The sequence below is a fragment of the Helicobacter muridarum genome (genome assembly GCF_000765805.2).
Lineage (GTDB): Bacteria > Campylobacterota > Campylobacteria > Campylobacterales > Helicobacteraceae > Helicobacter_A > Helicobacter_A muridarum.
Window position 1 is genome coordinate 1 of record NZ_JRPD02000015.1, and the last position, 23,462, is coordinate 23,462.

18 protein-coding genes are annotated in these 23,462 nt (G+C 32.6%); 6 read left to right on the plus strand and 12 right to left on the minus strand.

Features of this window, described 5'->3' with window-relative positions; all coding sequences use genetic code 11:
- The first annotated feature begins 391 nt into the window (after positions 1–391).
- A complete protein-coding gene (plsY, locus tag LS73_RS06710) occupies positions 392–1,063 on the plus strand; it encodes a glycerol-3-phosphate 1-O-acyltransferase PlsY (RefSeq protein ID WP_034558603.1) in 672 nt (223 codons plus the stop codon).
- A 213-nt stretch (positions 1,064–1,276) separates the two neighbouring features.
- On the opposite strand, the gene LS73_RS06715 is transcribed toward plsY, so the two are convergent.
- Together LS73_RS06715 and gatA are read right to left on the minus strand one after the other, a co-directional pair.
- Complete coding sequence (locus tag LS73_RS06715) at positions 1,277–2,434, minus strand: iron-containing alcohol dehydrogenase (protein ID WP_034558601.1); 1,158 nt, start codon at positions 2,432–2,434, stop codon at positions 1,277–1,279.
- Positions 2,435–2,557: 123 nt separating this feature from the next.
- Positions 2,558–3,922 carry an Asp-tRNA(Asn)/Glu-tRNA(Gln) amidotransferase subunit GatA gene (gene gatA, locus LS73_RS06720; RefSeq protein WP_034558598.1) on the minus strand — a complete coding sequence of 455 codons (1,365 nt, stop codon included), beginning with the start codon at positions 3,920–3,922 and terminating at the stop codon, positions 2,558–2,560.
- A 162-nt stretch (positions 3,923–4,084) separates the two neighbouring features.
- Between gatA and metG the strand changes: the two genes are divergently transcribed.
- Positions 4,085–6,115: a methionine--tRNA ligase gene (metG, locus tag LS73_RS06725; RefSeq protein WP_034558595.1), complete on the plus strand. Its 2,031-nt coding sequence runs from the start codon at positions 4,085–4,087 to the stop codon at positions 6,113–6,115.
- Between the two features lie 108 nt (positions 6,116–6,223).
- Here metG and LS73_RS06730 read toward each other — a convergent pair whose 3' ends face one another.
- The gene (locus tag LS73_RS06730) at positions 6,224–6,997 is read right to left on the minus strand and encodes a hypothetical protein (protein WP_034558592.1); all 774 of its coding nucleotides are present in this window, start codon (positions 6,995–6,997) and stop codon (positions 6,224–6,226) included.
- A gap of 147 nt (positions 6,998–7,144) precedes the next feature.
- Here LS73_RS06730 and LS73_RS06735 point away from each other — a divergent pair, with 147 nt between their 5' ends.
- Entirely contained in the window at positions 7,145–7,756 is a 612-nt protein-coding gene (locus LS73_RS06735; RefSeq protein WP_034558949.1) for a nitroreductase family protein, read from the plus strand.
- 191 nt (positions 7,757–7,947) lie between these two features.
- On the opposite strand, the gene LS73_RS06740 is transcribed toward LS73_RS06735, so the two are convergent.
- The 6 genes from LS73_RS06740 to LS73_RS06770 form a co-directional block, all read right to left on the minus strand.
- A complete protein-coding gene (locus LS73_RS06740; protein WP_034558590.1) occupies positions 7,948–10,287 on the minus strand; it encodes a hypothetical protein in 2,340 nt (779 codons plus the stop codon).
- A gap of 313 nt (positions 10,288–10,600) precedes the next feature.
- Positions 10,601–12,514, minus strand: a complete 1,914-nt coding sequence (glmS, locus tag LS73_RS10275) for a glutamine--fructose-6-phosphate transaminase (isomerizing) (RefSeq protein WP_034558588.1) — start codon at positions 12,512–12,514, stop codon at positions 10,601–10,603.
- A gap of 22 nt (positions 12,515–12,536) precedes the next feature.
- Positions 12,537–13,406, minus strand: a complete 870-nt coding sequence (locus tag LS73_RS06755) for a hypothetical protein (RefSeq protein WP_052089805.1) — start codon at positions 13,404–13,406, stop codon at positions 12,537–12,539.
- Positions 13,406–14,500 carry a hypothetical protein gene (locus LS73_RS06760; RefSeq protein ID WP_052089803.1) on the minus strand — a complete coding sequence of 365 codons (1,095 nt, stop codon included), beginning with the start codon at positions 14,498–14,500 and terminating at the stop codon, positions 13,406–13,408. Before LS73_RS06760 ends, LS73_RS06755 begins: the two co-directional genes overlap by 1 nt.
- A gap of 15 nt (positions 14,501–14,515) precedes the next feature.
- Complete coding sequence (gene rlmB, locus LS73_RS06765; RefSeq protein WP_034558586.1) at positions 14,516–15,220, minus strand: 23S rRNA (guanosine(2251)-2'-O)-methyltransferase RlmB; 705 nt, start codon at positions 15,218–15,220, stop codon at positions 14,516–14,518.
- An 88-nt stretch (positions 15,221–15,308) separates the two neighbouring features.
- Positions 15,309–16,661, minus strand: coding sequence for a M16 family metallopeptidase (locus LS73_RS06770; RefSeq protein WP_081955635.1), 1,353 nt, complete (start codon positions 16,659–16,661; stop codon positions 15,309–15,311).
- A 217-nt stretch (positions 16,662–16,878) separates the two neighbouring features.
- Between LS73_RS06770 and LS73_RS06775 the strand changes: the two genes are divergently transcribed.
- From LS73_RS06775 to hemW, 3 genes are all read left to right on the plus strand, one after another.
- A complete protein-coding gene (locus tag LS73_RS06775; RefSeq protein WP_034558584.1) occupies positions 16,879–17,853 on the plus strand; it encodes a hypothetical protein in 975 nt (324 codons plus the stop codon).
- 23 nt (positions 17,854–17,876) lie between these two features.
- Positions 17,877–19,193, plus strand: coding sequence for a histidine--tRNA ligase (gene hisS, locus LS73_RS06780; protein ID WP_034558941.1), 1,317 nt, complete (start codon positions 17,877–17,879; stop codon positions 19,191–19,193).
- Between the two features lie 83 nt (positions 19,194–19,276).
- Positions 19,277–20,332, plus strand: coding sequence for a radical SAM family heme chaperone HemW (hemW, locus tag LS73_RS06785; protein WP_034558583.1), 1,056 nt, complete (start codon positions 19,277–19,279; stop codon positions 20,330–20,332).
- A 374-nt stretch (positions 20,333–20,706) separates the two neighbouring features.
- On the opposite strand, the gene atpC is transcribed toward hemW, so the two are convergent.
- From atpC to atpG, 3 genes are read right to left on the minus strand one after another with little or no spacing between them, the layout of a single operon-like run.
- Positions 20,707–21,084, minus strand: a complete 378-nt coding sequence (atpC, locus tag LS73_RS06790; protein ID WP_034558581.1) for an ATP synthase F1 subunit epsilon — start codon at positions 21,082–21,084, stop codon at positions 20,707–20,709.
- 10 nt (positions 21,085–21,094) lie between these two features.
- Complete coding sequence (gene atpD, locus LS73_RS06795; RefSeq protein ID WP_104692251.1) at positions 21,095–22,504, minus strand: F0F1 ATP synthase subunit beta; 1,410 nt, start codon at positions 22,502–22,504, stop codon at positions 21,095–21,097.
- Positions 22,505–22,549: 45 nt separating this feature from the next.
- On the minus strand, positions 22,550–23,455 hold the full coding sequence (gene atpG, locus LS73_RS06800) for an ATP synthase F1 subunit gamma (RefSeq protein WP_034558578.1): 906 nt from the start codon (positions 23,453–23,455) through the stop codon (positions 22,550–22,552).
- Between the last annotated feature and the right edge of the window lie 7 nt (positions 23,456–23,462).

A 23,462-nucleotide genomic window follows, 5' to 3' on the forward strand; every position in this document is an offset into this window, starting at 1 on the left:
GCATAGAAACTTCGCTTCGCTTGTTTTTCCAGCTTCGCATAGAAACTTCGCTTCGCTTGTTTTTCCAGCTTCGCATAGAAACTTCGCTTCGCTTGTTTTTCCAGCTTCGCATAGAAACTTCGCTTCGCTTGTTTTGAGTTGGGGGTAGTTGGGTTTATTTTGATTCTAAACTTTGGATTCTAAGCAAAAGCTTTGTTGATTAACTAAGATATAAGAATATATAAGAAGATTTAGTTTTTTTGTCTTCACAGCTTTAAGCATGGGTAATTTACCGCGCATATTGTCATTAAATATTAATTAAAGGATTTTGCTATAAGCCTAAGCAACAGTTATAAAGTTGCTATAATTGTTGAATTATATTATTGAGTTCTTAAGGCTTAAAGGGGCGCAGATGATAGATTCAATGTTTGAAATATTAGGAAATATCAATGTAATATTTTATATTATTGCATACTTGTTGGGTGGGTTACCTATAGGTGTGATTATTGTTAAAATTTTTGCGAATAAAAATCTTTTAGAAATTGGCTCTAAAAGCAGTGGTGCAACAAATGTTTATCGTGCATTTGCTGATATAGATATAAAAAAGGCAAAGTTATTTTCTCTTATTACGCTTATACTTGATGCTATCAAAGGGTTGCTTGTAGTGTTGCTCGCAAAGCTTGTGGGGCTAGACTATGCAACGCAATATACTATTGCTTTTTTATCTATTATTGGGCATTGTTATAGTCCATTTCTTGGATTTTATGGTGGCAAGGGAGTATCTACCGCTATAGGTTCAGTGTTATTACTTGTTCCTATTGAAGGAGTATTAGGTCTTTTGGTTTGGGGTGTTGTAGGTAAATTTTTTAAGGTTTCAAGTCTTTCTTCGTTATTTGGTGTTATTAGTGGAATTATATTTACTTTTATTATTCCTTCAGTTGTTTCGTTGCCAGAATCAATAGATATTAATACACAAATAGGAACTCATGTCCCTGTTGTGCTAATAGGATTACTAATAATCTATACTCATACTGATAACATCATTCGACTAATTGCCAAAAAAGAGCAAAAAATTTTGTCATGATAAAGGACAAAGTTAACTTAAACGGATATGTTTATGTTATAAGTGGGCTTTGATTTTTGAATCTTGCAGATTTATGCTCCTATAGGTGATACTAAAATTAGTCTTTTCTTTTTCTGGTTTTTACTTTGGAGTGCCAAAGATTCTTTGGCAAATTATAAATATTTCTAGACAATAAAAATAAAATCATCTTCTAGTAAAAGCAATTATTCTCTATTATTCACCTTCGTATGCTTTGCGGAATATTTCAATAATATCTTCTTTGGTTGCTTTTCTTGGGTTGGTGAATCCACAGACATCCTTCATTGCATTTTCTGCCATGATATCAAAATCTTCAGGTTTTACACCAAGGACTTTTAGATTAGCTGGAATGTTTACTTGTTTGCTGATAGTTCTAAGTGCTTTGATAGCCTTACAGGCTGCTTCACCTGTAGATAAACCTTCTACATTTTCACCCATAGCTTGTGCCAAATCTTTAAAACGATCCAAATTACCAATTAAATTGAACTCTTCCACATATGGCAGTAAGAGAGCATTACACACACCATGAGGAAGATTATAATAGCCACCTAATTGGTGTGCCATAGCATGCACATAACCTAAGGAAGCATTATTGAAAGCAACACCAGCTAAAAATTGAGCATAAGCCATTCTGTCTCGTGCTCTCATATATTCTCCATTAGCCACTGCTTTTGGTAGATATTTATAGATTAATCTTACAGCTGCCAAAGCTGCAGCATCTGTAAGAGGGTTAGCAGCTGTAGAAACATAGGCTTCAACTGCATGAGTCATAGCATCCATACCTGTTGCTGCTGTTAGACTAGGCGGCATCCCTTTGTGAAGCATTGGGTCATTGATAGCAACTTTTGGTGTTACACGCCAATCAACAATTGCCATTTTTACCTTTCGTGAAAGATCCGTGATGATGCAAAAACGAGTCATTTCTGAAGCAGTACCTGCAGTTGTGTTGACTGCTAATAGAGGCATGAGATCCTTTGTTGCTTTATCAACACCTTCATAATCATGAATTCTACCACCATTACTTGCAACAAGACCTATGGCTTTAGCACAATCATGGGAAGAACCACCTCCAAGGGAGATAATTGAATCACACTTATTGTCATTAAAAGCTTTAAGTCCGGCCTCAACATTCGTATCTGTAGGATTAGGCTCTGCACCACCAAAAATTGCAGCAAAAAGACCTGCACCTTCAACAATTTTTTTCACTTGTTCAGCCGCACCTGATTTAGCTAAAAAAGCATCAGTAACAATAAGAGCACGACCAACATTAAAACTTTTCAATAAAGCTCCAGTCTCATTAACTGATCCTTCACCAAAAATACTACGAGTAGGTAAAAAATAATCAATAGACATAAAACACTCCTTCACATTTAATTTAGATAAGCACACATCAGGTGTGCGTCTATATTATAGTCTAAACTAAATATGAGTCAAAATGATAATGTCATAATAATTACATAATGGGAGATTTAGAATCTAAAATTTATGTGTGGTTGAAAGCCCAAGCTCTCTCTCTAAGCCAAATGCTGCATTAAGGATATTTTGCTCATCTAGGAATCTTCCTATAAATTGCATGCCTATTGGTAGTGGCTTCTTAACTACGGGAATGCTTATAGCAGGCAATCCAGCTAAGTTTACCCCTATTGTGTAAATATCGCTTAGATACATTTCAAGAGATGTTTTTGTTGCATTACATTTAGGGGCTACACTAGGCGCAACAGGCATAAATATCATATCGCAATCTTGAAATATATCTTCATATTGCTTCTTGATTATCGATCTCACCTTTTGTGCTTTTAGATAATATGCATCATAGTATCCACTACTAAGCACAAATGTCCCAAGTAGAATCCTCTTTTTTACTTCATCGCCAAATTGCGCACGTGAATTAAAATATATTTCCCTTAGATTTTCACCTTCTGCTCTTTTACCATATCTGATGCCATCAAATCGTGCTAGATTCGCACTAGCCTCTGCCATTGCTATTATGTAGTAGCTACTTATGTGATAATCTACATTTAGCATTTTTTTTTGAAAAATAGTATGTCCTATAGAATCTAGTACTTTTATAGTATCGTAGTATGCAGTTTGCACTTCTTTAGTTGCTTTTTCTATGAATTCTTCTAGCACAGCGATTTTGAAAGTTTTGTTTGGATTTAATTTTGAAAATGTAGAAGTTGAATCATTTTGCAAGCAAGTAGAATCTTTATCGCATTTTCCGCTTATTATGTCAAGTAATAAGCTAGCATCTTCTACATTTTGAGTAATAGGTCCAATTTGCTCAAGGCTTGAACTATATGCTACTAGCCCATATCTACTAACTCTACCATAGCTAGGCTTTAGACCTACTACACCGCAATAGCTAGCTGGTTGACGAATACTACCTCCTGTATCGCTACCAAGGCTAGCAATAGCTATGCCTGCTGCTACTGCTGCAGCACTTCCACCACTTGAGCCGCCAGGGACTATTGCTGTGCTATAAGGATTCTTAGTTCTACCATAGCAACTTTTTTCAGTTGTGCTGCCCATTCCAAATTCGTCCATATTTGCTCTACCAAATGCGCATAGATTGGATTGTTCTAACTTCTCTATCGCGGTTGCGCTATATGGAGATACATAACCATGTAATATATTGCTAGCACAAGTTAGTGGGCTATCTTTTACACAAATGTTGTCTTTGATTAGGATTGGAATCTTGCCCTTGTCTTTTTCTTGAATTTTTGGTGTTTGTATATAGGCATTTAATTCTTTGTATGAGGATTCTATCTTTTTACACAAATCATGCTTTAGATTCTCTATCTCATGTGGTTTAAGAGACATTGCTTGCTTTAGTGTTGGCATAAAAATCCTTAAATAGGTAAAATTTGTCAGACTTAAAAAGCCTAAATTATAGCTTATATTTTATTAATTCTACATATATTGAAGATGCTTGAATTATTGATTTAAGATGATTTTATAAGTATAATTGCATGCTTTAACCGAATTATTATTAAGAGGAAAATAATGAAACAACTACTTACTACTCCTATCTATTATGTTAATGATATCCCTCATATTGGACATGCTTATACAACAATTATTGCTGATGTATTGAAAAAATATTGGAATTTGCAAGGAAATGATATTTTTTTGTTAACTGGGACTGATGAGCATGGGCAGAAAATCGAAGGGGCAGCAAAGAAAAAAAATATGGATATAGGACAATATGTTGATTCCATTGCCAAGAGATTTCAAGATACATGGGATTGTTTTGGAATCGATTATGATAAATTTATTCGGACAACATTTGTAGAACACAAGATATCTGTGCAGAAAGCATTTGAGATTATGTTTGACAAGGGTGATATATATAAGGGGGAGTATGAAGGTAGATATTGCGTCAGCTGTGAGAGTTTTTTTACTCAAACGCAAGTCTTTGATGAGATATATTGTCCTGATTGTGGTAAGGAAACTCAAATAGTCAAAGAGGAAAGTTATTTCTTCGCCCTATCAAAATATCAAGATAGGCTACTTACATGGTATAGAGATAATGCTAAATGTATTTTGCCATTACACAAGAAAAATGAAGTCATAGCATTTGTAGAGCAGGGCTTACAAGATTTGTCTATTACTCGCACAAGCTTTAAGTGGGGGATACCAATCCCAGAAAAATTACATGATGAAAAACATATTATATATGTATGGCTTGATGCGTTAATAAGTTATATTAGTGCTCTAGGCTATGGACTTACGCAATCAAATGCAAAGGAAATCTTGCAAAATCATTTAGACCAAGATCCGTGTTTAAATTCAAATATGCAATATTTTGAGCATGCTACCCATATAGTTGGTAAGGATATTTTGCGATTTCATGCAATTTATTGGCCAGCATTTTTGATGAGTCTTGATGTTCCTCTTCCAAAACATATTTTTGTGCATGGTTGGTGGACAATTAATGGTGTAAAAATGAGCAAGAGCTTGGGAAATGTGGTAAATCCGTTAGAAATTCAGCAAGCTTATCCAATGGATATTTTTCGATACTTTTTATTGAAAGAAGTGCCATTTGGGCAAGATGGTGATTTTTCCCAAACTGCGTTAATCAATCGAAATAATGGAGAACTTAGCAATGATTTGGGCAATTTGCTTAATCGTTTACAAGGTATGAGTGAAAAATATTTTAACTTTGAATTAAAAGAGAGTTTTTGTAGAAATAGTTATCATGACCAACTTGAAAAAATTAATTCGATAACAACAGAGTGTCATGTATATATAGAAAATATGCAACTTAATAAATATTTGGAATCTGTTTGGGAGCTTTTGTATCTAGGCAATGAAATGATTACTAAGGTTGCCCCATGGGAGCTAATGAAATCAAATAAGAATAAAGAATGTAAAGAGTTCTTAAATTTAATTGCAAATATTCTTGCAAAGGCTGGATTGTTGTTATATCCTGTTATGCCAAACTCCTGCGAAAAAATTGCAAGATGTCTTGGTTTTGCTATTAATCCTGCCAACTTTACATATTTGATTAGTCAACAAGGATATTTGCAAGATTTTGTTCTTACAAAGGTTGAGGCTTTATTTCCTAAGATAGAATCTAAGAGGATAGAATCCAAAAATGCAGATTCCTCTAATAATTTGGAATCTGACATTTTAGATTCTAACAATGTAACAATAAATCAAAATGATGATAGCTCAAATAATCAACTAAAACCACATACATCCTTAAATTCTGTATCCATAGATGACTTTAGCAAAATAGAAATTAGAGTAGGGACTATACTAGATGCCAATAGGCTACCTAAGAGTCATAAGTTACTTAAGCTAAAAGTTGATATAGGTGATACTATAGAGAGACAAATTATTGCTGGTATTGCAGAATACTATGATAGTAAAGATCTAATTGGTAAACAAGTTTGTGTTATTGTCAATCTTAAGCCTGCCAAGATAATGTCAGAGATAAGTGAGGGTATGTTGTTAGTTGCTAAGGATTCAAACGGACTTAGCATAATAAACCCAGAACAAAAGCGAGAAAATGGTAGCAAGATTAGTTAGGCTTTTAGCATAATATATATATCCTTTCAAATGTAAGTTGGTATATGGCTTTCATCTAGTTCATGCAGTTAGTATTTGTATTTTTGTCATTTATTATAAAAGTTATATTTAGAAGCGATACATATAATAGATATTTGTTCCAAATGAATCTAAATAGGTATTACTAGAATCAATTGTAACTGGAGGTTGTATTGCTGCATTCGCGCTTGTTTGAGCTGTGCGCATTTTGATACTACTAAATTCATTTGTCAAAAAATAATAATTGAAGAATATTCCAATATGATGTTTAAAATAACCAACCTCCGCACCAAGTCTTATAAAAAATGAACTTTGTATTACGCTTGATGTATCATTTATATTTTTATCAATTACAAGTCTTGTGCTAGTTTGCCACATATATCCAAAGGTATATCCTAATCCTGCCTTAGGTAAAAAACTAAAGCCATTTTTTACAATGAGATAATAGTTACCCAATATGCTTACATCTATATTATATCCATCACCTGAATTATTGTGATAACTATTGAAGTATCTAGTGCTAGGGGCAAGATATGATATGATTATTGGCAACTCTATAAATACGCTTGGGTTTAAAGTATACTGAAATGAAGCGATTAATCCATATTTATTGTCTATACCGCTTGTTTTTTGATTGGATGTATTTTTTATTAGATTGCTTTTGCGCCAATCAAAGCCATAACCAAACCCCCAAGCAATTTTTAACTTCCCATATCCACTATCTTTGTCTTCTATGGGGCTTGTTGTTTCTTCTGCATGCACATTTTGGATTGTTAGCATCATTAGCCAAGTTGAAATTACAATGATACTACGGCTTATTGATTTGCAAAATACTTGATTTACTTTTTGGTTAAATATAATCATAACTCCCCTTTGGCATTTATGTCTTATTAGTATAAAACAAATAGCCAGTGATTCTACCACAAAGGTAAGTTTAAGTAGCAAGGATATTTATTGAAATATTTTGTATATAATTTTTGCTATATCTTAAATAAAGGAAAAATTGTGAATTTGCATTTTTGTGAAATAATAGAAAAGAGATTTGCATGTAAGGCGTTTAATGATAAAGAGATCAATAAAGATGACTTAGATTTTATACTCAATGCAGGTAGATTAGCCCCTAGCACATGCGGATTTGAACCATGGAAATTTGTAGTCGTATCTAAGAGAGATAATACAAGTCTTAGCAAAATTTGCTTTAATCAAGAGAATGTAGCTACTGCAAGCCATAATATTATCTTGCTAGCAAGGACTGATTTACAAGCAAAAGATGATTACATTAAAAAGCAAATTAGCAGAATTTGTCCTCCCGATAATGAAAAAAAATTTAATCAAGTGTTAAACGCTTATACATATGAGACAAATACCTTAAATGATGAGCAACTCTATGCCTATGCCAAGTCAGATTGCTATCTAGCACTTATGCAAATGGCTCTAGCCGCTATGAGTAGGGGCATTGATTCTTGTATGATAGGTGGTTTTGAGAAGGATAAGGTAGATAGCTTTCTAAGTCTTGGGTATCCATTCCAAACAGCCGTGATACTAAGCCTTGGATATAGGAGAGATGAGCCAAAATACGACAAAGTTAGATTAAACATAGATGAGGTTGTTATCTATTATTAAATCTTTGTGCGTTTAAGTGTATGATATTCTCTTATAGTTTTTGAGATGTTTATTCTTATGGTTTTATTGCATTGCACTTTATTCTTTTGCCATTTTGAGTAAAATAAGACATCTTATAAGAATAATAAATATTTTTTAATCTTTTCTTTTGATTTCAATTACATGAATTTGAAACAAAAATAAAATTGCAATTAAAATAAATAACTAAATACCCCGTTAACACCATAATAATATATATTGGTATCATCATTTATAGTAGTTTTAAATATTCCTTCAATCCCAAGACTTATATTATTGTTTATATCAAATCTACCTCCAATAACAACTCCTATTCTAGAGGTATATGGTGAGCTAAAGCTAATTCTTTCGCCATTTTGAAATATTAAGTGAAAATCCTGTGTGCTAAATAAAAAATGCTCATAGTCTAATCCAAAGGTTATATACTTATTAGAACCTAATCTCCAATTAGCTCCTGAACCTATGGCAATACTCATATAATAAGCATTATATTGTGGAACACTTATGCTTTGCGCTATATTATTATTACTTGGATTCGCATTCTCACTAAAGCCAGATATTATATTGTAGCTTTGTATAAGTTTTACCCTTGGGCTTATAGATAGAACCCCCATTTCTATGCGATAAGCAGTTGTTAAGTCAAGGCTAAATTGATGAACTCCATAGTTTGAGCCAAAGCTTTGCGTAGGAGAGTTTAATTTCACATTGCGATTAGAATCAATTAGTGAAACAAAATATCCAAGTCCTATATCAAGCTCTAGTTTGCCATCAGTTAGAAAGTATGTTTTGGCATTGGCATTTAATCCAATACTATGGCTTTGAGCAAGAAACTCAGAATCTAATAACACAAAATCATTTTTTGCTCCCTGCATGCTACCATACATATATGCGATATTAGAATATAAAATTATATTACCTAATCTATAACCAAATCCAGCTTTTATACCTCCAAAGCCTCCGACTAAAGAGCCTGCTACACCTCCTCCAATAGCATTTACATCAGATATAAATGAGCTAGTTGCACTTTGTAGGACAATGGTAGGATCGAATTTAGTATTGCTTTTTATAGTGTCAATAAGGCTAAATGGAGTTAATAAAAATTGTGATTGCAAGTTTTTGTTAAATTCTTTTATATCTTTTGCAATATTTATTCTAGTTGCACCCTGCAATGTATATATTCTATCTCCAAAGCTACTTAGGATAGCTTGGGAATTAGCATTCAAAGATGACTTGAAAGACTTTATAGCTTGTTCATTGATGCTTAATGTCACAGAGCCATTCCATTGGTTATTGTTATTCGAGCCTAAGCTAGTAGATGCAAATTCAGTGTTGCCGTTATTTAGTTGCACATGCGTTCCAATGGTTATATTTCCAGATAGATTGCCATTTATTATCTGATGTGTGCCAGCTTTTGCACCTGCAATGTCAATAATAATTGAGGCATTTTGAGAATTTTCATTATTAAGTGCGCCTGTGAATTTACCTACATCATCGTTGTATGCGCCAAATATAATACTGCTACCTATTTTATTGGTAAGATTGTTTGCAGTAAGAGTTGCTCCGTAGATTCCAATAGAGGAATTGCGTGCATTTGAAATACCTCCACCATTAAGTAAATCTCCTCCTTGAGAGGATATGATATTTCCCATTACATTCATACTACCACCATATAGTGTTATATTTCCACCACCACCAAATTGAGGATCAAAGACATTGAATCCACCAAATATTGATCCTGTTGTATCTACCTTTGCTTGTCCTCCATTGTAAAGATTCCCGTTTATGGTAATTGTCCCGTTTATATTTGTCATATTTGAGATGCCATTAGTAGAGATATTTATTTGGCTACCAATGTTATAAACTTCTCCTGTAAGTTTAAGATTACCTCTATTGTTTAGCTCACCTTGCAATCTAATTGTGATAGCTTGTGCTTCTAATGTAGATTGATTGGCAATATTTCCAACTCCATCGTGAATGAAAAATGTAGCATTGGTAAATTTTACATTAGAATTATGGTTTAGTGTTAGTCTTGTGCTTTTGCTAAATCTAACTTTAGATTCTCCTCCATAATCGCTAGATTGAGCATTGATCCTGTTTCCACTTGAAAAAACATGTAAGCTAGTTCCACTACCAACACTAATACTACCTGTTTCTAACGATAGTGTATGTACATTAGATATTGTTGCACTAATATTGCCATTTACGCTAATTCCACCAAGATAATATGTAACACCATTAACATTTGTAGGGCTTTTTACTTGCAATGAATATATGGAATTGTTGCTTCCACTAATGTTAAGGCTAGGATTTCTTCCAGATCCTATTGTTGTCATATCCCCATTGCCCGGGCTTGCAGTAACTGTATCTTGAACATTACCATTTACAAATATAGATTGTGGCATGTTGTAGTATGTGTAATCCGTGCCAAATAGTGGGCATATTAATGCAAGTCCGACTATAAAATGATTTAATATACTAGTATGCAAACGCGTCATATATTTTTGCTTTATCATATATGCCTCCTCGCATTTTTTGCTTTATTATTGTATCCACATATGTTAAGTATATTTGACATATTAAGGAAATTAATTATTAAGTCATATTATTAATGATAATCTTGTAAGCAAATGATACATTCTTAACAAAACACTAGATTCAATGTCTTTATCTTTTTTATAATATTTTTCTTGTATATTTATAATTGCCATGTTTATTTTGAATTTATAATATTTATTTAAATCCTTGATGGGCATGAAAGATATTGCTATTAATATTTTTACTTATTTATATCTAGAAACAATAATACTTATTTGTTAGTTTGAGATGTTATTCCACAGTAACACTTTTGGCTAAATTTCTTGGCATATCTACATCATTGTTTAGACGAATGGCAATTTCTAGTGCTAGTAGTTGTAATATCACCATCATAGAAAAAAATTCCTCCATATAGCTATCAAACTCTGGAATCTTTACCATATCATCGGCTAGCTCAAACTCAATAGGGCTAATTGCGCATACAATAGAATCTCTAGCAATAAGTTCCTCTACATTGCTTCTATTTTTCTCATACAATAGGTTCTTAGGCATAAGTGCTAATGTGAATAGCTCGCTATCAGCAAGGGCTATTGGTCCATGTTTCATTTCTCCACTAGCATATCCTTCTGCATGTAGATAACTGATTTCTTTTAGCTTTAATGCGCCCTCTAGTGCTAGCGGATAGAAAATATCTCGCCCAATAAAAAAGAATCCATGCCCATGCAAATATCTCTTAGATAATCTTTTGATTTTTTCATGTAAAAAAGGCATTATTTTAGTTGCTTTTATGGCGTTTAGCATAGCCTTTGTTTCACTATCTATACCTATTTGATCAACTTTGCCCCTCTTTTGTCCAAGTAAAACAGCAAATACCCATAGAACCATTACTTGTGTTGCAAAAGCTTTTGTGCTTGCTACTCCCTTTTCTATCCCTGCACGAGTAAGCAAACAATAATCAGCCAAACGCACCATAGAGCTGTTATCTACATTGCATATTGCAAGTGTTACTAGCCCTTTCTCCTTTGCTAATTTTAGTGCTTGCAATGTGTCTGCAGTCTCACCGCTTTGAGATATTACTATGAATAGCTCATCTTTTTCCAACATAGGTTTTGCATATCTAAATTCGCTTGCAATGTGAGTTGTAGTTCGGATTGCTGCTTTTCTCTCTAATAGATATTTACCTACTAGGGCACTGTGATAGCTAGTTCCGCAGGCACAAATGGCTATGCTTTTAAAATGTGAAAAAAAATTCGAATCTAATTCGTCTAGTTCTATTCTGCCTTGACTTACTCTACCCATTAATGTTTCAAATAGAACTTTTTCTTGCTCATAGATTTCCTTTTCCATGAAGTATCGGTAACCATCTTTCTGGGCATAGGCTTTTTGCATATAGAAGGGCTTTAATCGTTTTATAAGATTCTCATCAATATTATTTAAGCAGATGCTACCTATTTCCCCATCATCTAAATATAGCACATAGTCAATAAATCCTATTAGTGCTGCATCACTGCTAGCAAGGAATATGGAGCTAATTTTGCCATTAGTAGATAATGATTTTTTGTTTATATTTTGGTTTGTATTAGAATTATTACAATCTTGATTTTTATTTACATTATTTTCTTCGATTTGGTTTTCAATGTAGTCTTGCTCTTGGTATTTAACTCCAATTAATAAAGGTGAATGTTGTTTAGCATAGAAGATTCTATCTGGTTGCATTGTTGTAATAAGAAGTATGGAGTATGCTCCTTGTAGTCTTTTTATAGTTTCCTTAAATGCTTTTTCAGGACTAAGTTTTGCTGAATATACTTCAAATAGATGAATTATTACTTCTGTATCAGTTTGGCTAGAGAATGTGATATTTTTTTGTTCTAGCTCTACTCTAAGCTCTTTGTAGTTTTCTATGATTCCATTATGAATTACTGCGCTCTTATCTGTGCTATGTGGGTGTGCATTTGCTTCACTAGGCTTACCATGTGTAGCCCATCTTGTATGACCAATGCCTATACCATGTCCACAAAACTTAGAATCCTTTAGCAATGCTTCTAGATTTTTAAGCTTGCCTAACACTCGGAAAGTCTGAAGTTTTGAATCTTGCAAAACAGCCATACCTGCACTATCATAACCTCTATATTCTAGCTCTTTTAATCCGCTAAGAATAATTTCTTTTTTATCCTTATCTCCAATATAGCCTACAATCCCACACATAATCTCTCCTTAACCTATTAAGTTATTTAGGGTTAAAAATAATTTTGATTCCATTGCTTAATCTAGCTGGATTGTAATTATCTGTTATCATTAAAAATAGTATATTTGAATTTGTATTTATTACTTGCTTTTGTTTCATCTCTTTTTGCATAATTGCATTTAGCAAGTTCATATTATTATCAAATATTAGAATCTTTGGGTTCCATTTCTCTTCGTTGTTTAGCATTATTTCTAGTATTCCAGCACTATCAACAATTATCCAATATTTACCACTTACTTGATTTAGCTCTATCTCACCATCTTTTATCTGCTGAGCATTTGTAATTTTAGGCTGCTCAAGTCGTATATCATATATCCAATGAAGTTCTGAATCCTTGCTAACATCAATTACATTGTATCCTCTACTTTGGATATTGCTAATTATCACTGTAGGATCTATTTGAGATTCTGAATTAAGTGTATAACTAACCGATATTACATCATTATTTTTCTTTGCATTTGTTACATAAAAGTAGGAATATCCCATATTTGTTAATAGGTTGCTTGTTGCGTATGCAAGGAATATAAAGCTAGGCTCAAAATCTGTGCGATTTTTTTCATTAACTCTAAATGATATTTTTATATTGCTTGGCTTATTTAGCTTTAGTGCTAGTAAGCCATTGTTTTTTAGGTTATTAAGGATTTTAATTACATCAACATTACCGTTCTTATAAAAAGCACTTTCATTTTTGAATAGTTTTTGTATAAATTTAGCGTTGGTTTGATAGGTCTTTGGTTGAATGTATTCCTTGATCTTTGTATGTAAATCGTAATTTTCTCCCCAAAGTAATAAACAGTTGCAGGAAAAAAGCAAAAATGTTAGGATATTGAAATATCCAAATCTGCATATCATTAGATTGCCTTTTTCTTCATTGAGTTATATTCTTTTTGAGATATTTCCTTCAATCCAAAATTTTTACTATATAGCATATATGTAACTGAGCCTTTATTAAAGCTATAATCTTCTCCATTTATATTAAATGTAAGTATCATATTTCCAAAGTGAAATATGATATCACCTTTTGTTTGAATGCTAAATGAAGTTTTGGTGTATTTTTCACCATTCTGTTTGGTATCAAGATCCACCCATGCAAACCACACGTCTGTTTTGGGTATTATAGTGAGAGTGCTTTCTAATCCATTTGTATTTGCTGTTTGTGCTAATTCTTCTGATTTCTCGCTTTTTGATGTTTCTGTTTGATTTTTATCAGTTTTATTGTCCATTATATTTTCAGGTTGTGCTTTATTAGAGTTTTCATTTAATTCTCTATCAAGAAGCGCGTCTTCTAAGAGAATTCTTGGATACAAATCTCTTTTGCTTGGTATTATCTCTTCTGCTTGTTCTATGATTACCTCTTTGTTAGTTGTATCGTTATTCATATTATATATTATAGTGATAATAATTAGTAGTATTACCAATGTTAGAATGAATGCAAATACTATGATTTTTTTTGTTCTATTATCCTTATTGCTATGCAATCTTACTGAAGGTTTGCTAGGAATATATGATTTTTTTGTTTTTATGATTGGCCTGCTTTGTTTTTCATTGACTTTAGGTGAATCTTTTGGAGTAATTTCATGTGTATCTATATCGTTTTTAGGTTCCTTTGTTTTATTACTATATGTTTTATGTTTTGTATTTGTGCTTATTTCTATATCTTTTATATCTTTCGTGTCTTGCGTTGAGCTCGGACTTACTTTAGATTCTACTTTTTTAGGAATTGCATTTAGATTGTTGTATTTTTGATATTGTTCATATTCTTCGATCCAGCTTTTTAAATTGAGGTTTAGCTCTCTCTCTAGAATTTTAATAAAGCCATGCGCCCGTATATGATGTATATTTGCAAAGTTTTTATTTATAATATCTTGTAGCTTTGATACTGTTATGCGAGTTTTACTGTGAAGCTCCTGTATATCCATTTCTTTCAGTTTATCAAAATCTTGCATTCCATTCCTTAGTCCTTAAAATCTCTGCTGCTGTATCCGATCAATCAAGATTCCAGTAGCTACACTCGCATTTAGTGAATCAAAATTGTTCATTTCAATATGTATGATTTTATCTAATTTTTTCAGTATTTTTTGTTTTAATCCTATATCTTCTCTACCTATAAATAAAGCCCACTTTTTTGTATTATTAAGTGATTTGTTTACATGCCACGCATCGCGCTGCATTCCAGCCCCTATTAAGCAGAATTCTTGATTTTTAAGTTGATTTGCTACCTCAAGACTAGATTCCATTGTGCAAAATGGTAGTGTTAATAATGCGCCGCTACTAGCACGAAATATTCCTTCTATAGCGTTTATTTTAAGATATTCCCTATCGCATAAAATCACTGCACCAATATTTAAGCAACGACATGTTCTAACAATCGAACCTATATTGCCTACATCAGTTAACCCACATAGAACGAGTATGGAATCTAGTCCTAGCACACTCTTTATATCTGCTGTATTTATGTCGTCTATTTTGGCAATTATGCCTTGATGATTACCGCCTCTAGATAGTGATTGCGCCTTTTTATTGTCAACGCGAATGATCTTTATATAATTCTTTCTAATTTCTTTTATTAATGACTCATCAATTTCTTTTGATAGATATACTTCTTGTATCTGTTTAGGAGAATTTGCAAGAACATATTTAAAGCATTGACTTCCAAAAATTATCATTATAAACCTTATTATTTATAAATATTAATTGGGACGGAATATAAAGTTACTAAAGCCCCAAGTCAATAATAACCCAACCTAATCATTGTTATTTAGAAGAATTGGTAACTACGCTAAATGTTAAATTGGCAATTTCAGAGTGAGATAATATAAATTCGTTTAGTGTTTTTAAATCTAGATTTTTAATATTTTCTATGAATTCGTCCTTATAGTTAATTGGTAATCCATTATAATAGTTCATAAATTTAGCCTGCAGTCTCTGACTTAGTGTTTCTTCTTTTAGCGGTCTGCTGCCAATGATGAATTGTTTTGCAGAGTCTAATTCTTCTTGAGTTGCACCGTTTCTTATAAAATCCCTAATAATTTCTTGTGTTAACTTTATTGTTTCATCTTGTTTATCAAGGGCTGTTTGTATATGTCCAAAAAATGAAGTTTGAATCCTAGATAGATTTGGATACATGTATGCAGAATATGCTAGACCTCTTTTAACACGTATTTCCTCCATTAGCCTTGAGCCAAATCCAGAGCTACCAAGTATAAATCCAGCCACTTGTGCTTTATAACCATCGTTTCTAAGGTTTGTGATGTTAAGCGGGCTTGCAAAATATATGAAAGCTTGTTGTGTATCTTTTTTTAGAGTTTTTAATGTTGATGTTTTAACTTTATAACTTGGAATGTCTATCTTATGTCCTTTTGGTAGAGAGTCAAATAAGGGTAGTAATTTTTGAAGGCTTGATTGTAAGTTTAAATCCCCACCAACAACAATAATTGCCCTACTTATTGTTATATTTTCTTGTAAGTATGATTTAATATCTTTTAGTGTTATGGATTCAATTTCGCTAGATTTATTTCCTAATGCAGGATATGCTAAAGGAGTATTTGCAAATATATTCTGATTTAACAAAGTAGCTGCTTGATAATCAAAGTCAGTTTGCTTGCTCATTAGTGCTGCTTGGAGTTTATCTTTTACTTGTTTTAGTGTAGATTCTGTAAGATTTGGATCATTTAGCAAATTATAAAGTTGTTCATATGCAAAGTCTTCATACTCCTTTAAGAAGTTAACCTCAATGGTCAATGAAGATTGTCCAACTTGTGAATCAATTTCTACTGCCTTACTCTCAAGCAAGTCTGCAAAGCCTATATTGCCTAACTTTTTTGTTCCATGGTTAAGCATTGTGCTAGTAACTTTTGCTAAAGGTTTTTGGGTTGGATTAAATATATTGCCTCCACCAATGAATACAAGTTGCAAATTTCCAACAGGCAAGAATGGTGAAATATCGCTAATAATAGGGATCTTCACATCATCAATTAGCAAAAAATCCATTTCATCTTCTTTTAGAATTTTAACATCTCTAGTAGTTGGAGCTATGCTAGCATTTTGTGATGTTTTATTTTGACTAGATATGCTTGTTGCTCTTTTTTTATTGCCTGTTTGTGCCATACCCACTCCTAATAGCCCTAAAATTATCAAAAATCCAAATATATGTTGCAACACCCACTTTATCCTCGCAGTAATCACAAAAATTTAAAAATCAGAATTATATCATAATCTCTATTAAGGCTATAATGAAATGAATGTAAGTATTAGGAAAAATTAAGTATAGTTTTGTTTATAATTTTCTAATTGTTTGATTTTAGCCTAAATAAAAAGGAATATTATGCAACATTTCATCGGCTTTTCTAATATATATGTTATTGGTAGCAAATTTTTTTCTGTTATTTGCTCCATTTCCATGCTATTTTTTTCGTTATTTTATTTTGCTTTTGGATCTGGTGCCAAAGAATTAGCAGAATCTTTTGTTACCTCTCTATTAGAGAATCCAAAAGATTATTTTTGCGATGGTAATCGTTCTAAGGCTACATGTAATGCTAAAATCATAAAATTGGATAAGAACATAAAGCTTAGAAATGTTATACTTGATGTTGTTGTAAATAATAAAAATTCATCTTGGTCTTTCAAGGGAGACATAGATATATCAGATGCCGGTCTTGAACCAATAAAAAAAGTATTCCTACCAAATAAATTTGATTGTAATCATAAATATAATTTAAAAAATATAATACTTTCTTCAGATGATAAATGCAATATAAGTTCATCTACATATGATTTAACTCTTCATAGCTTAGCGGATACTCAATCAGATGTTTTTCGTTCCAAGAATATAGATGATGCAATTCAGGATTCTGTAGCTATGTTTGAAGGAATCGATCAAAATCAAGATCTAGAGGCAGTTTTATCTAAATTTAAATTTAATCATAAGCAACTAGTTATAAATCTTAAAGGATCACAACTAGGAGATTCTGTGTTTAAAGCAATGAAGGCTAACGACTCATCTTTAACAAAAGAAGTGTATGATTCAACCATTGCATTAGGTGTTGCTATGATCCCATCTTATTTATCTCAATTGCCAAACATTACCCCAGCTACATCATCCAGTCTTTCAAAGGTTGCAGGATCTATAGCAGATATCATCACTTCAAGAAAAGAATCCGCAAAAATAACCTTAAAAAGAAAGTCAAATACACCAGTTAGCCTTTCTTTGTTGATTGATTTTATTGATAATTTAGATTCAGATCGCGGAGATGCTTTTTTATTTATTAATGACTATGATATTACTTCTATATCAGAATAATGGTGATTATTATGATTGATAATTTGATTGTTGCTAAAACTCTTAGTGGATTTAAGGATAGGCTGCCAAAGGAATGCGCTGCTAAGGCAAGCATTCTTGATGTTGTAAGTAATGTATTTCTAAGTTATGGTTTTATGCCTATTGAAACGCCTCATTTGGAATATGCTCAAACTCTTGTAAGACAGGGTAGCGATGAGATTCAAAAGGAGTTATATCGTTTTAGAGATCATGGTAATAGAGATGTTGCTTTACGATTTGATTTAACTGTACCTCTTGCAAGATTTATAGTCCAGCATAGACATGAGCTTGATATGCCATTTAAACGCTATGCAATAGGAAATGTCTTTCGTGGAGAACGTGCCCAAAAGGGTCGATATAGAGAATTTACGCAATGCGATTTTGATTTCATAGGCAGCAATTCCTTAAGTTGTGATGCCGAGATATTGCAAGTTATTTATAGCTCTCTAACTGCTTTAAACCTTCAAGAATTTAGCATTTGGATAAATCATAGACAAATTTTAAATGGTATATTTCAGCATTTTGGTTTGCAAGATAATATAGAATCTGGGCTTAGAATTATTGACAAGTTAGATAAGATAGGCATAGATAATGTAAGCCTTGAATTGCAAAGGGAGCTAAATATTAGTTCAAATGTTGCACAAGATATTTGTAATATCATTAGCATAAAACAAAATAATCACTATGAGGAATTTTTTAAGGAAGTTAGCTATCTTAAAGATTATAATGATAGCCTAAAAATTGGCTTAGAAAGCTTGGAATCTGTATTACATATATTGAGCGATTTAGAGTTTGATATATCTGTATGTAGAGTTAGTTTTTCTATTGCTAGAGGGCTTGGATATTATACAGGTATAGTTTATGAGACAACTCTAAATCGCCTAAAAAATCTTGGCTCTGTTTGTAGTGGCGGTAGATATGATAATTTAACTCAAAGCTTCAGCAGTGAGAGATTAAGTGGGGTTGGGGCTAGTATAGGCATTGATAGACTAATAGTTGGAATGCTTGAGCTAGGCTTGCTTGATGAGAGAAGCACTATGGCTAGAGTTCTTGTTATTTCATTGCATATGGATTACTTGCCATTTGCCCATAAAGTAGCTGAAGTATTAAGGCAGAGCAATATTAGGGCTGAAGTTTATCCAGATGTTACGAAAATTAAGAAATCCCTAAGTTATGCTAATAATAAAGGACATGAATTTAGTCTCATCATAGGTGAAGAAGAATTTAAAACAATGACTGTTACTGTAAAAAATATGACATCGGGCATGCAACGTGAGAATATTAGTTTATTGAATACATTGCAGATGATTAAACAAGCCTAAGATTTTTAAGATATTGTATTTATCGTATTAATGTATTTTATGTGATTGTCAATAGTTTTACAATTCAATCATAGAGTATTATAATGAGAATCTACATTCACATTCCATTTTGCGATTCTAAATGTGGGTATTGCGCATTTTTTTCTCAAACAAACCAAGAGTATTTGATACAAGATTATTTTAAGGCTTTATACAAAGATATACAATATACTCTAGCTATACATAATATAACATATATCTCAAGTATATTTATTGGCGGTGGGACTCCAAATGTAGTTCCTGCTCGATATTATGAGAGCATATTTGAGCTCCTTATGCCTTTGTGTAATATAGAAAATGCAAATTCAAGTATAGAAATAAGCATAGAATCAAATCCGAATACTTTAACTCAAGAATGGCTTGAAACTCTCTGTTATTTTGGTGTAAATAGGTTAAGCTTGGGTGTGCAAAGTTTTTATAGTGATAAACTCATATTATTACAACGAGCTCATTCACCACGAGATATAGCTCATTCTTTTGATTTGGCTACACGATTTCTTGATAATATTAGTCTAGATATGATTTATGATTGTAGCTTGGATTCCAAATTTAGGCTTCAAGATGAGCTAGCTATGGCTTTGAATCTGGGTATATCACATATTTCAGCATATAGTTTAAGTATAGATAAAGATTCTAGTTTTGCTAAAACAAATTCCAATCATCTTTTAAGACAAGAAAGCCTAGGATATGTTGTAAGAGATTTCTTGTGTCTTAATGGAGCACTTCACTATGAGGTGTCTAATTTTGCTTTGCCTAAGAAATGTCAGCATAATTTAGGCTATTGGAATAGTGAGGAATATTTAGGATTTGGTGCTAGTGCCGTAAGTAGAGTTGGAACAAAAAGAACTTATGCTACAAAGAATTTACAAGGCTATATTGCAAACCCATCTTATAGAATCATTGAGGAGTTAAGTCTTAGGGACTTGGAGTTTGAGGAAATTTTCCTTGGATTTCGTAGTGAAGTGGGAGTTAGACGGAAGTTGTTAAATCAAGAAAGACTAAATATAGCCCTTAGCAATAACTTATGCTTAGAAAAAGATTCCAGAGTTTATTCTAAAGACTTTTTTATAGCTGATGAGTTGGCATTATATCTTTGTTAATATATTTAGCGTATTTTAATAGCATTTCTGTGATTTTTGTTGTACTATAGTTGTAATTATGCATTATGATTTGTTATACTTTATCTTAAACATAACTAAATAAATTGTTTTTATAAGCTGTTAGTGTGAAATATAAAATACTATATATTGATGAAATTGATATTACTAAATAAATCTAGCATTAATTCATTGGCAAATATTATTGTGATATTTTAAAGTTCACCTATAATACAAACCTATTTAAATAATCTATAATGATAGTTACTTACTGTTATGGTTTATTGATGTTAAAATCATTTGATAGCATTTATTATAACTTGCACAGGTATATTATCTAAGTGGCTAATAAAATATTTAGATACCTAAATATTTTATTATATCTCTTCAAAGCGACGTAGTGCTGAAGCTATCATTGAAGTATCGCTTGATGCTTCTCTTAATAGTTGTTCTGCTTGTTCTATTGCTTTTGATACTTGTGAACTGCTATCATTTTTGCGAATACATACTGCACCATCAGCCAGAACACTTACTAAATCACCTGCAATTTCTACATAACCCCAATTAATGGCTACTAAATCATGGTGAGATTCAAAGCTAATATCTATAATACCAGTTTGCAGCAGTGTTAGCATATCACAATGTCCCGGTAATACTCCAAACTCTCCGTCTTTACCGGGGAGATATACTGCTTGAACCCTACCTTTAAAAATTTCACCATAAGGAGTAACAATGTCTAATTGAAAATCTTGCATAACATATCCCTTATTTTGATTGTTTCATATCCTCTGCTTTTTGAATCACCTCTTGAATGTTGCCTACCATATAAAAGGCATTTTCTGGAATGTGGTCATATTTACCTTCTAGTATGCCTTGGAATCCTTCAAGTGTTTCTTGTAGACTTACATACTTACCAGCACTACCTGTAAATACTTCAGCAACAAAGAATGGTTGTGATAAGAATTTCTCAATTTTTCTTGCCCTTTCGACTGTTCTTTTATCCTCTTCTGATAGCTCGTCCATACCAAGCAATGCGATAATATCTTGTAAATCTTTATACTTTTGTAAAACTTCTTGAATACCTGTTGCAATTTTATAATGTTCTTCCCCTATAACTTGAGGATCAAGAATTCTAGAAGTAGAATCAAGAGGGTCCACAGCTGGATAAATCCCCTTTTCAGCAATCTTTCTATTCAAAACAGTTGTTGCGTCCAAGTGTGAGAATACCGATGCAGGAGCTGGGTCAGTTAGGTCATCTGCAGGAACATAAACAGCCTGCACAGAAGTAATAGATCCCTTATTTGTAGAAGTAATACGTTCTTGTAATTTACCCATTTCACTTGCAAGTGTTGGTTGATAGCCAACTGCAGATGGAATCCTTCCTAAAAGCGCGGACATCTCAGCACCAGATTGTGCATATCTAAAAATGTTATCAATAAACATCAAAACATCAAGTCCTTTTTCATCTCTGAAATATTCAGCCATAGTTAATCCTGTGAATGCGATTCTATTCCTTGCGCCTGGTGGTTCATTCATTTGTCCATAGCATAATGCAACTTTATCTAAAACCCCGCTTTCTTTCATCTCGTGATATAAGTCATTTCCTTCCCTAGTTCTCTCTCCAACGCCAGCAAATACAGAATAACCACTATGTTTATACGCAACATTGTGGATAAGCTCCATAATAACAACAGTTTTTCCTACTCCAGCACCGCCAAATAAGCCTACCTTACCACCCTTTGAGTAGGGGGCTAGCAAATCAATAACTTTTATTCCAGTTTCAAACATTTCTGTTTTTGTGCTTTGATTATCGAAGCTCGGAGATTCTCTATGTATGGGCCATGTTATTTTAGCTTTTACCGGTTCTCCGCTATCTACTGCTTCTCCTATAACATTAAAAATTCTTCCTAATACCTCTTCTCCAACGGGCACTTCAATCATAGTGCCACGAGCAGAAACTTCTTGTCCTCTTGTTAGCCCTTCTGTCATATCCATAGCAATAGTTCGGACTACATTATCTCCCAAGTGTGCTGCAACTTCCAAAACAAGATTTTTTGTTTCTTTGTCGAAGTCATATTTAACATCTAGTGCTTCATTTATCTGCGGTAGATAATTATCAAATTCAACATCTACAACAGGTCCCATAATTTGTGTAATCCTACCTATCTTGTCCATAAAGTAAACTCCTTAAATATAGTGTAATTATTGGCATCAGTATATCTATTTCATCGCTTCAACGCCAGCATTGATTTCTACTAGTTCAGTTGTGATAGCTTGCTGTCTTGCTTTGTTGTAGGAAATAGTCAATGTTCTAACTAGCTCAGTGGCATTATTGGTTGCTGTGTCCATGGCCTGCATTCTAGCACTGTGTTCAGCTGCTAATGAATCTACGAGAGCATAATACATATTATATTCAACATACTTTTTTGCTAATTCGTCTAATATAATATTTTCTTCATCTTCTGGCGAAATATTTAAAACATTATTGCCTTTGTCTTCGTTTTCTAAGATACTTAAGTCGGGAACTAGTGGTAGTATTTTTACAGATTTTAGCTGTTGTGATATTAGGTTTTTGAATCCATTATATACAATTATAACTTCTTGTGTTTTATCATTTAAAAAATCTTCTACTGCGGCATTAATAAAATCGCTTGCCCTCTCGTAGTTTGGAGAAGAACTCAAATCTACAATACTATCTTCTAGTTTAATTCCATTAAATGCAAAGAAAGCATTTCCTTTTTTGCCAATGCATCTAAATCTCACATTTACCTGACGTTTTTTATATTCATCACTTAAACGTAAAACTTCTTTCATTGTTATACTATTAAATCCCCCACATAATCCTTTATCTGCTGTTATGAACACTATATCAACAAACTTAATATCATGTGAATCGGTGTTGTTGAAAAATTTACTATCAATATTAGTTATTCCGCTAAATCTAACTCTTTTCATCATATCATAGAAAACTTCATTAAGCTTATTTTCAAATGCTCTAGCTCTTCTAGCCATTTCCTCTGCTTTTTTAAGTTTAGAGGTAGAAACTAACTTCATAGCTCTAGTAGTTTTCTTAGTGTTGTTTACACTAGATATTTTTTTTCTAATTTCTTTTAGTCCATTACCCATATTAGAC

What these genes read in the sequence shown, in the direction of transcription:
- hemW (WP_034558583.1), top strand. Translation starts at nt 19,277, where the DNA reads ATGAGAATCTACATTCACATTCCATTTTGCGATTCTAAATGTGGGTAT.
- glmS (WP_034558588.1), bottom strand. Translation starts at nt 12,514, where the DNA reads ATGTGTGGGATTGTAGGCTATATTGGAGATAAGGATAAAAAAGAAATT.
- metG (WP_034558595.1), top strand. Translation starts at nt 4,085, where the DNA reads ATGAAACAACTACTTACTACTCCTATCTATTATGTTAATGATATCCCT.
- atpG (WP_034558578.1), bottom strand. Translation starts at nt 23,455, where the DNA reads ATGGGTAATGGACTAAAAGAAATTAGAAAAAAAATATCTAGTGTAAAC.
- plsY (WP_034558603.1), top strand. Translation starts at nt 392, where the DNA reads ATGATAGATTCAATGTTTGAAATATTAGGAAATATCAATGTAATATTT.
- LS73_RS06715 (WP_034558601.1), bottom strand. Translation starts at nt 2,434, where the DNA reads ATGTCTATTGATTATTTTTTACCTACTCGTAGTATTTTTGGTGAAGGA.
- gatA (WP_034558598.1), bottom strand. Translation starts at nt 3,922, where the DNA reads ATGCCAACACTAAAGCAAGCAATGTCTCTTAAACCACATGAGATAGAG.
- atpC (WP_034558581.1), bottom strand. Translation starts at nt 21,084, where the DNA reads ATGCAAGATTTTCAATTAGACATTGTTACTCCTTATGGTGAAATTTTT.
- rlmB (WP_034558586.1), bottom strand. Translation starts at nt 15,220, where the DNA reads ATGATAATTTTTGGAAGTCAATGCTTTAAATATGTTCTTGCAAATTCT.
- LS73_RS06755 (WP_052089805.1), bottom strand. Translation starts at nt 13,406, where the DNA reads ATGATATGCAGATTTGGATATTTCAATATCCTAACATTTTTGCTTTTT.
- LS73_RS06770 (WP_081955635.1), bottom strand. Translation starts at nt 16,661, where the DNA reads ATGGCACAAACAGGCAATAAAAAAAGAGCAACAAGCATATCTAGTCAA.
- LS73_RS06760 (WP_052089803.1), bottom strand. Translation starts at nt 14,500, where the DNA reads ATGCAAGATTTTGATAAACTGAAAGAAATGGATATACAGGAGCTTCAC.
- atpD (WP_104692251.1), bottom strand. Translation starts at nt 22,504, where the DNA reads ATGGACAAGATAGGTAGGATTACACAAATTATGGGACCTGTTGTAGAT.
- LS73_RS06775 (WP_034558584.1), top strand. Translation starts at nt 16,879, where the DNA reads ATGCAACATTTCATCGGCTTTTCTAATATATATGTTATTGGTAGCAAA.
- LS73_RS06730 (WP_034558592.1), bottom strand. Translation starts at nt 6,997, where the DNA reads ATGATTATATTTAACCAAAAAGTAAATCAAGTATTTTGCAAATCAATA.
- LS73_RS06740 (WP_034558590.1), bottom strand. Translation starts at nt 10,287, where the DNA reads ATGATAAAGCAAAAATATATGACGCGTTTGCATACTAGTATATTAAAT.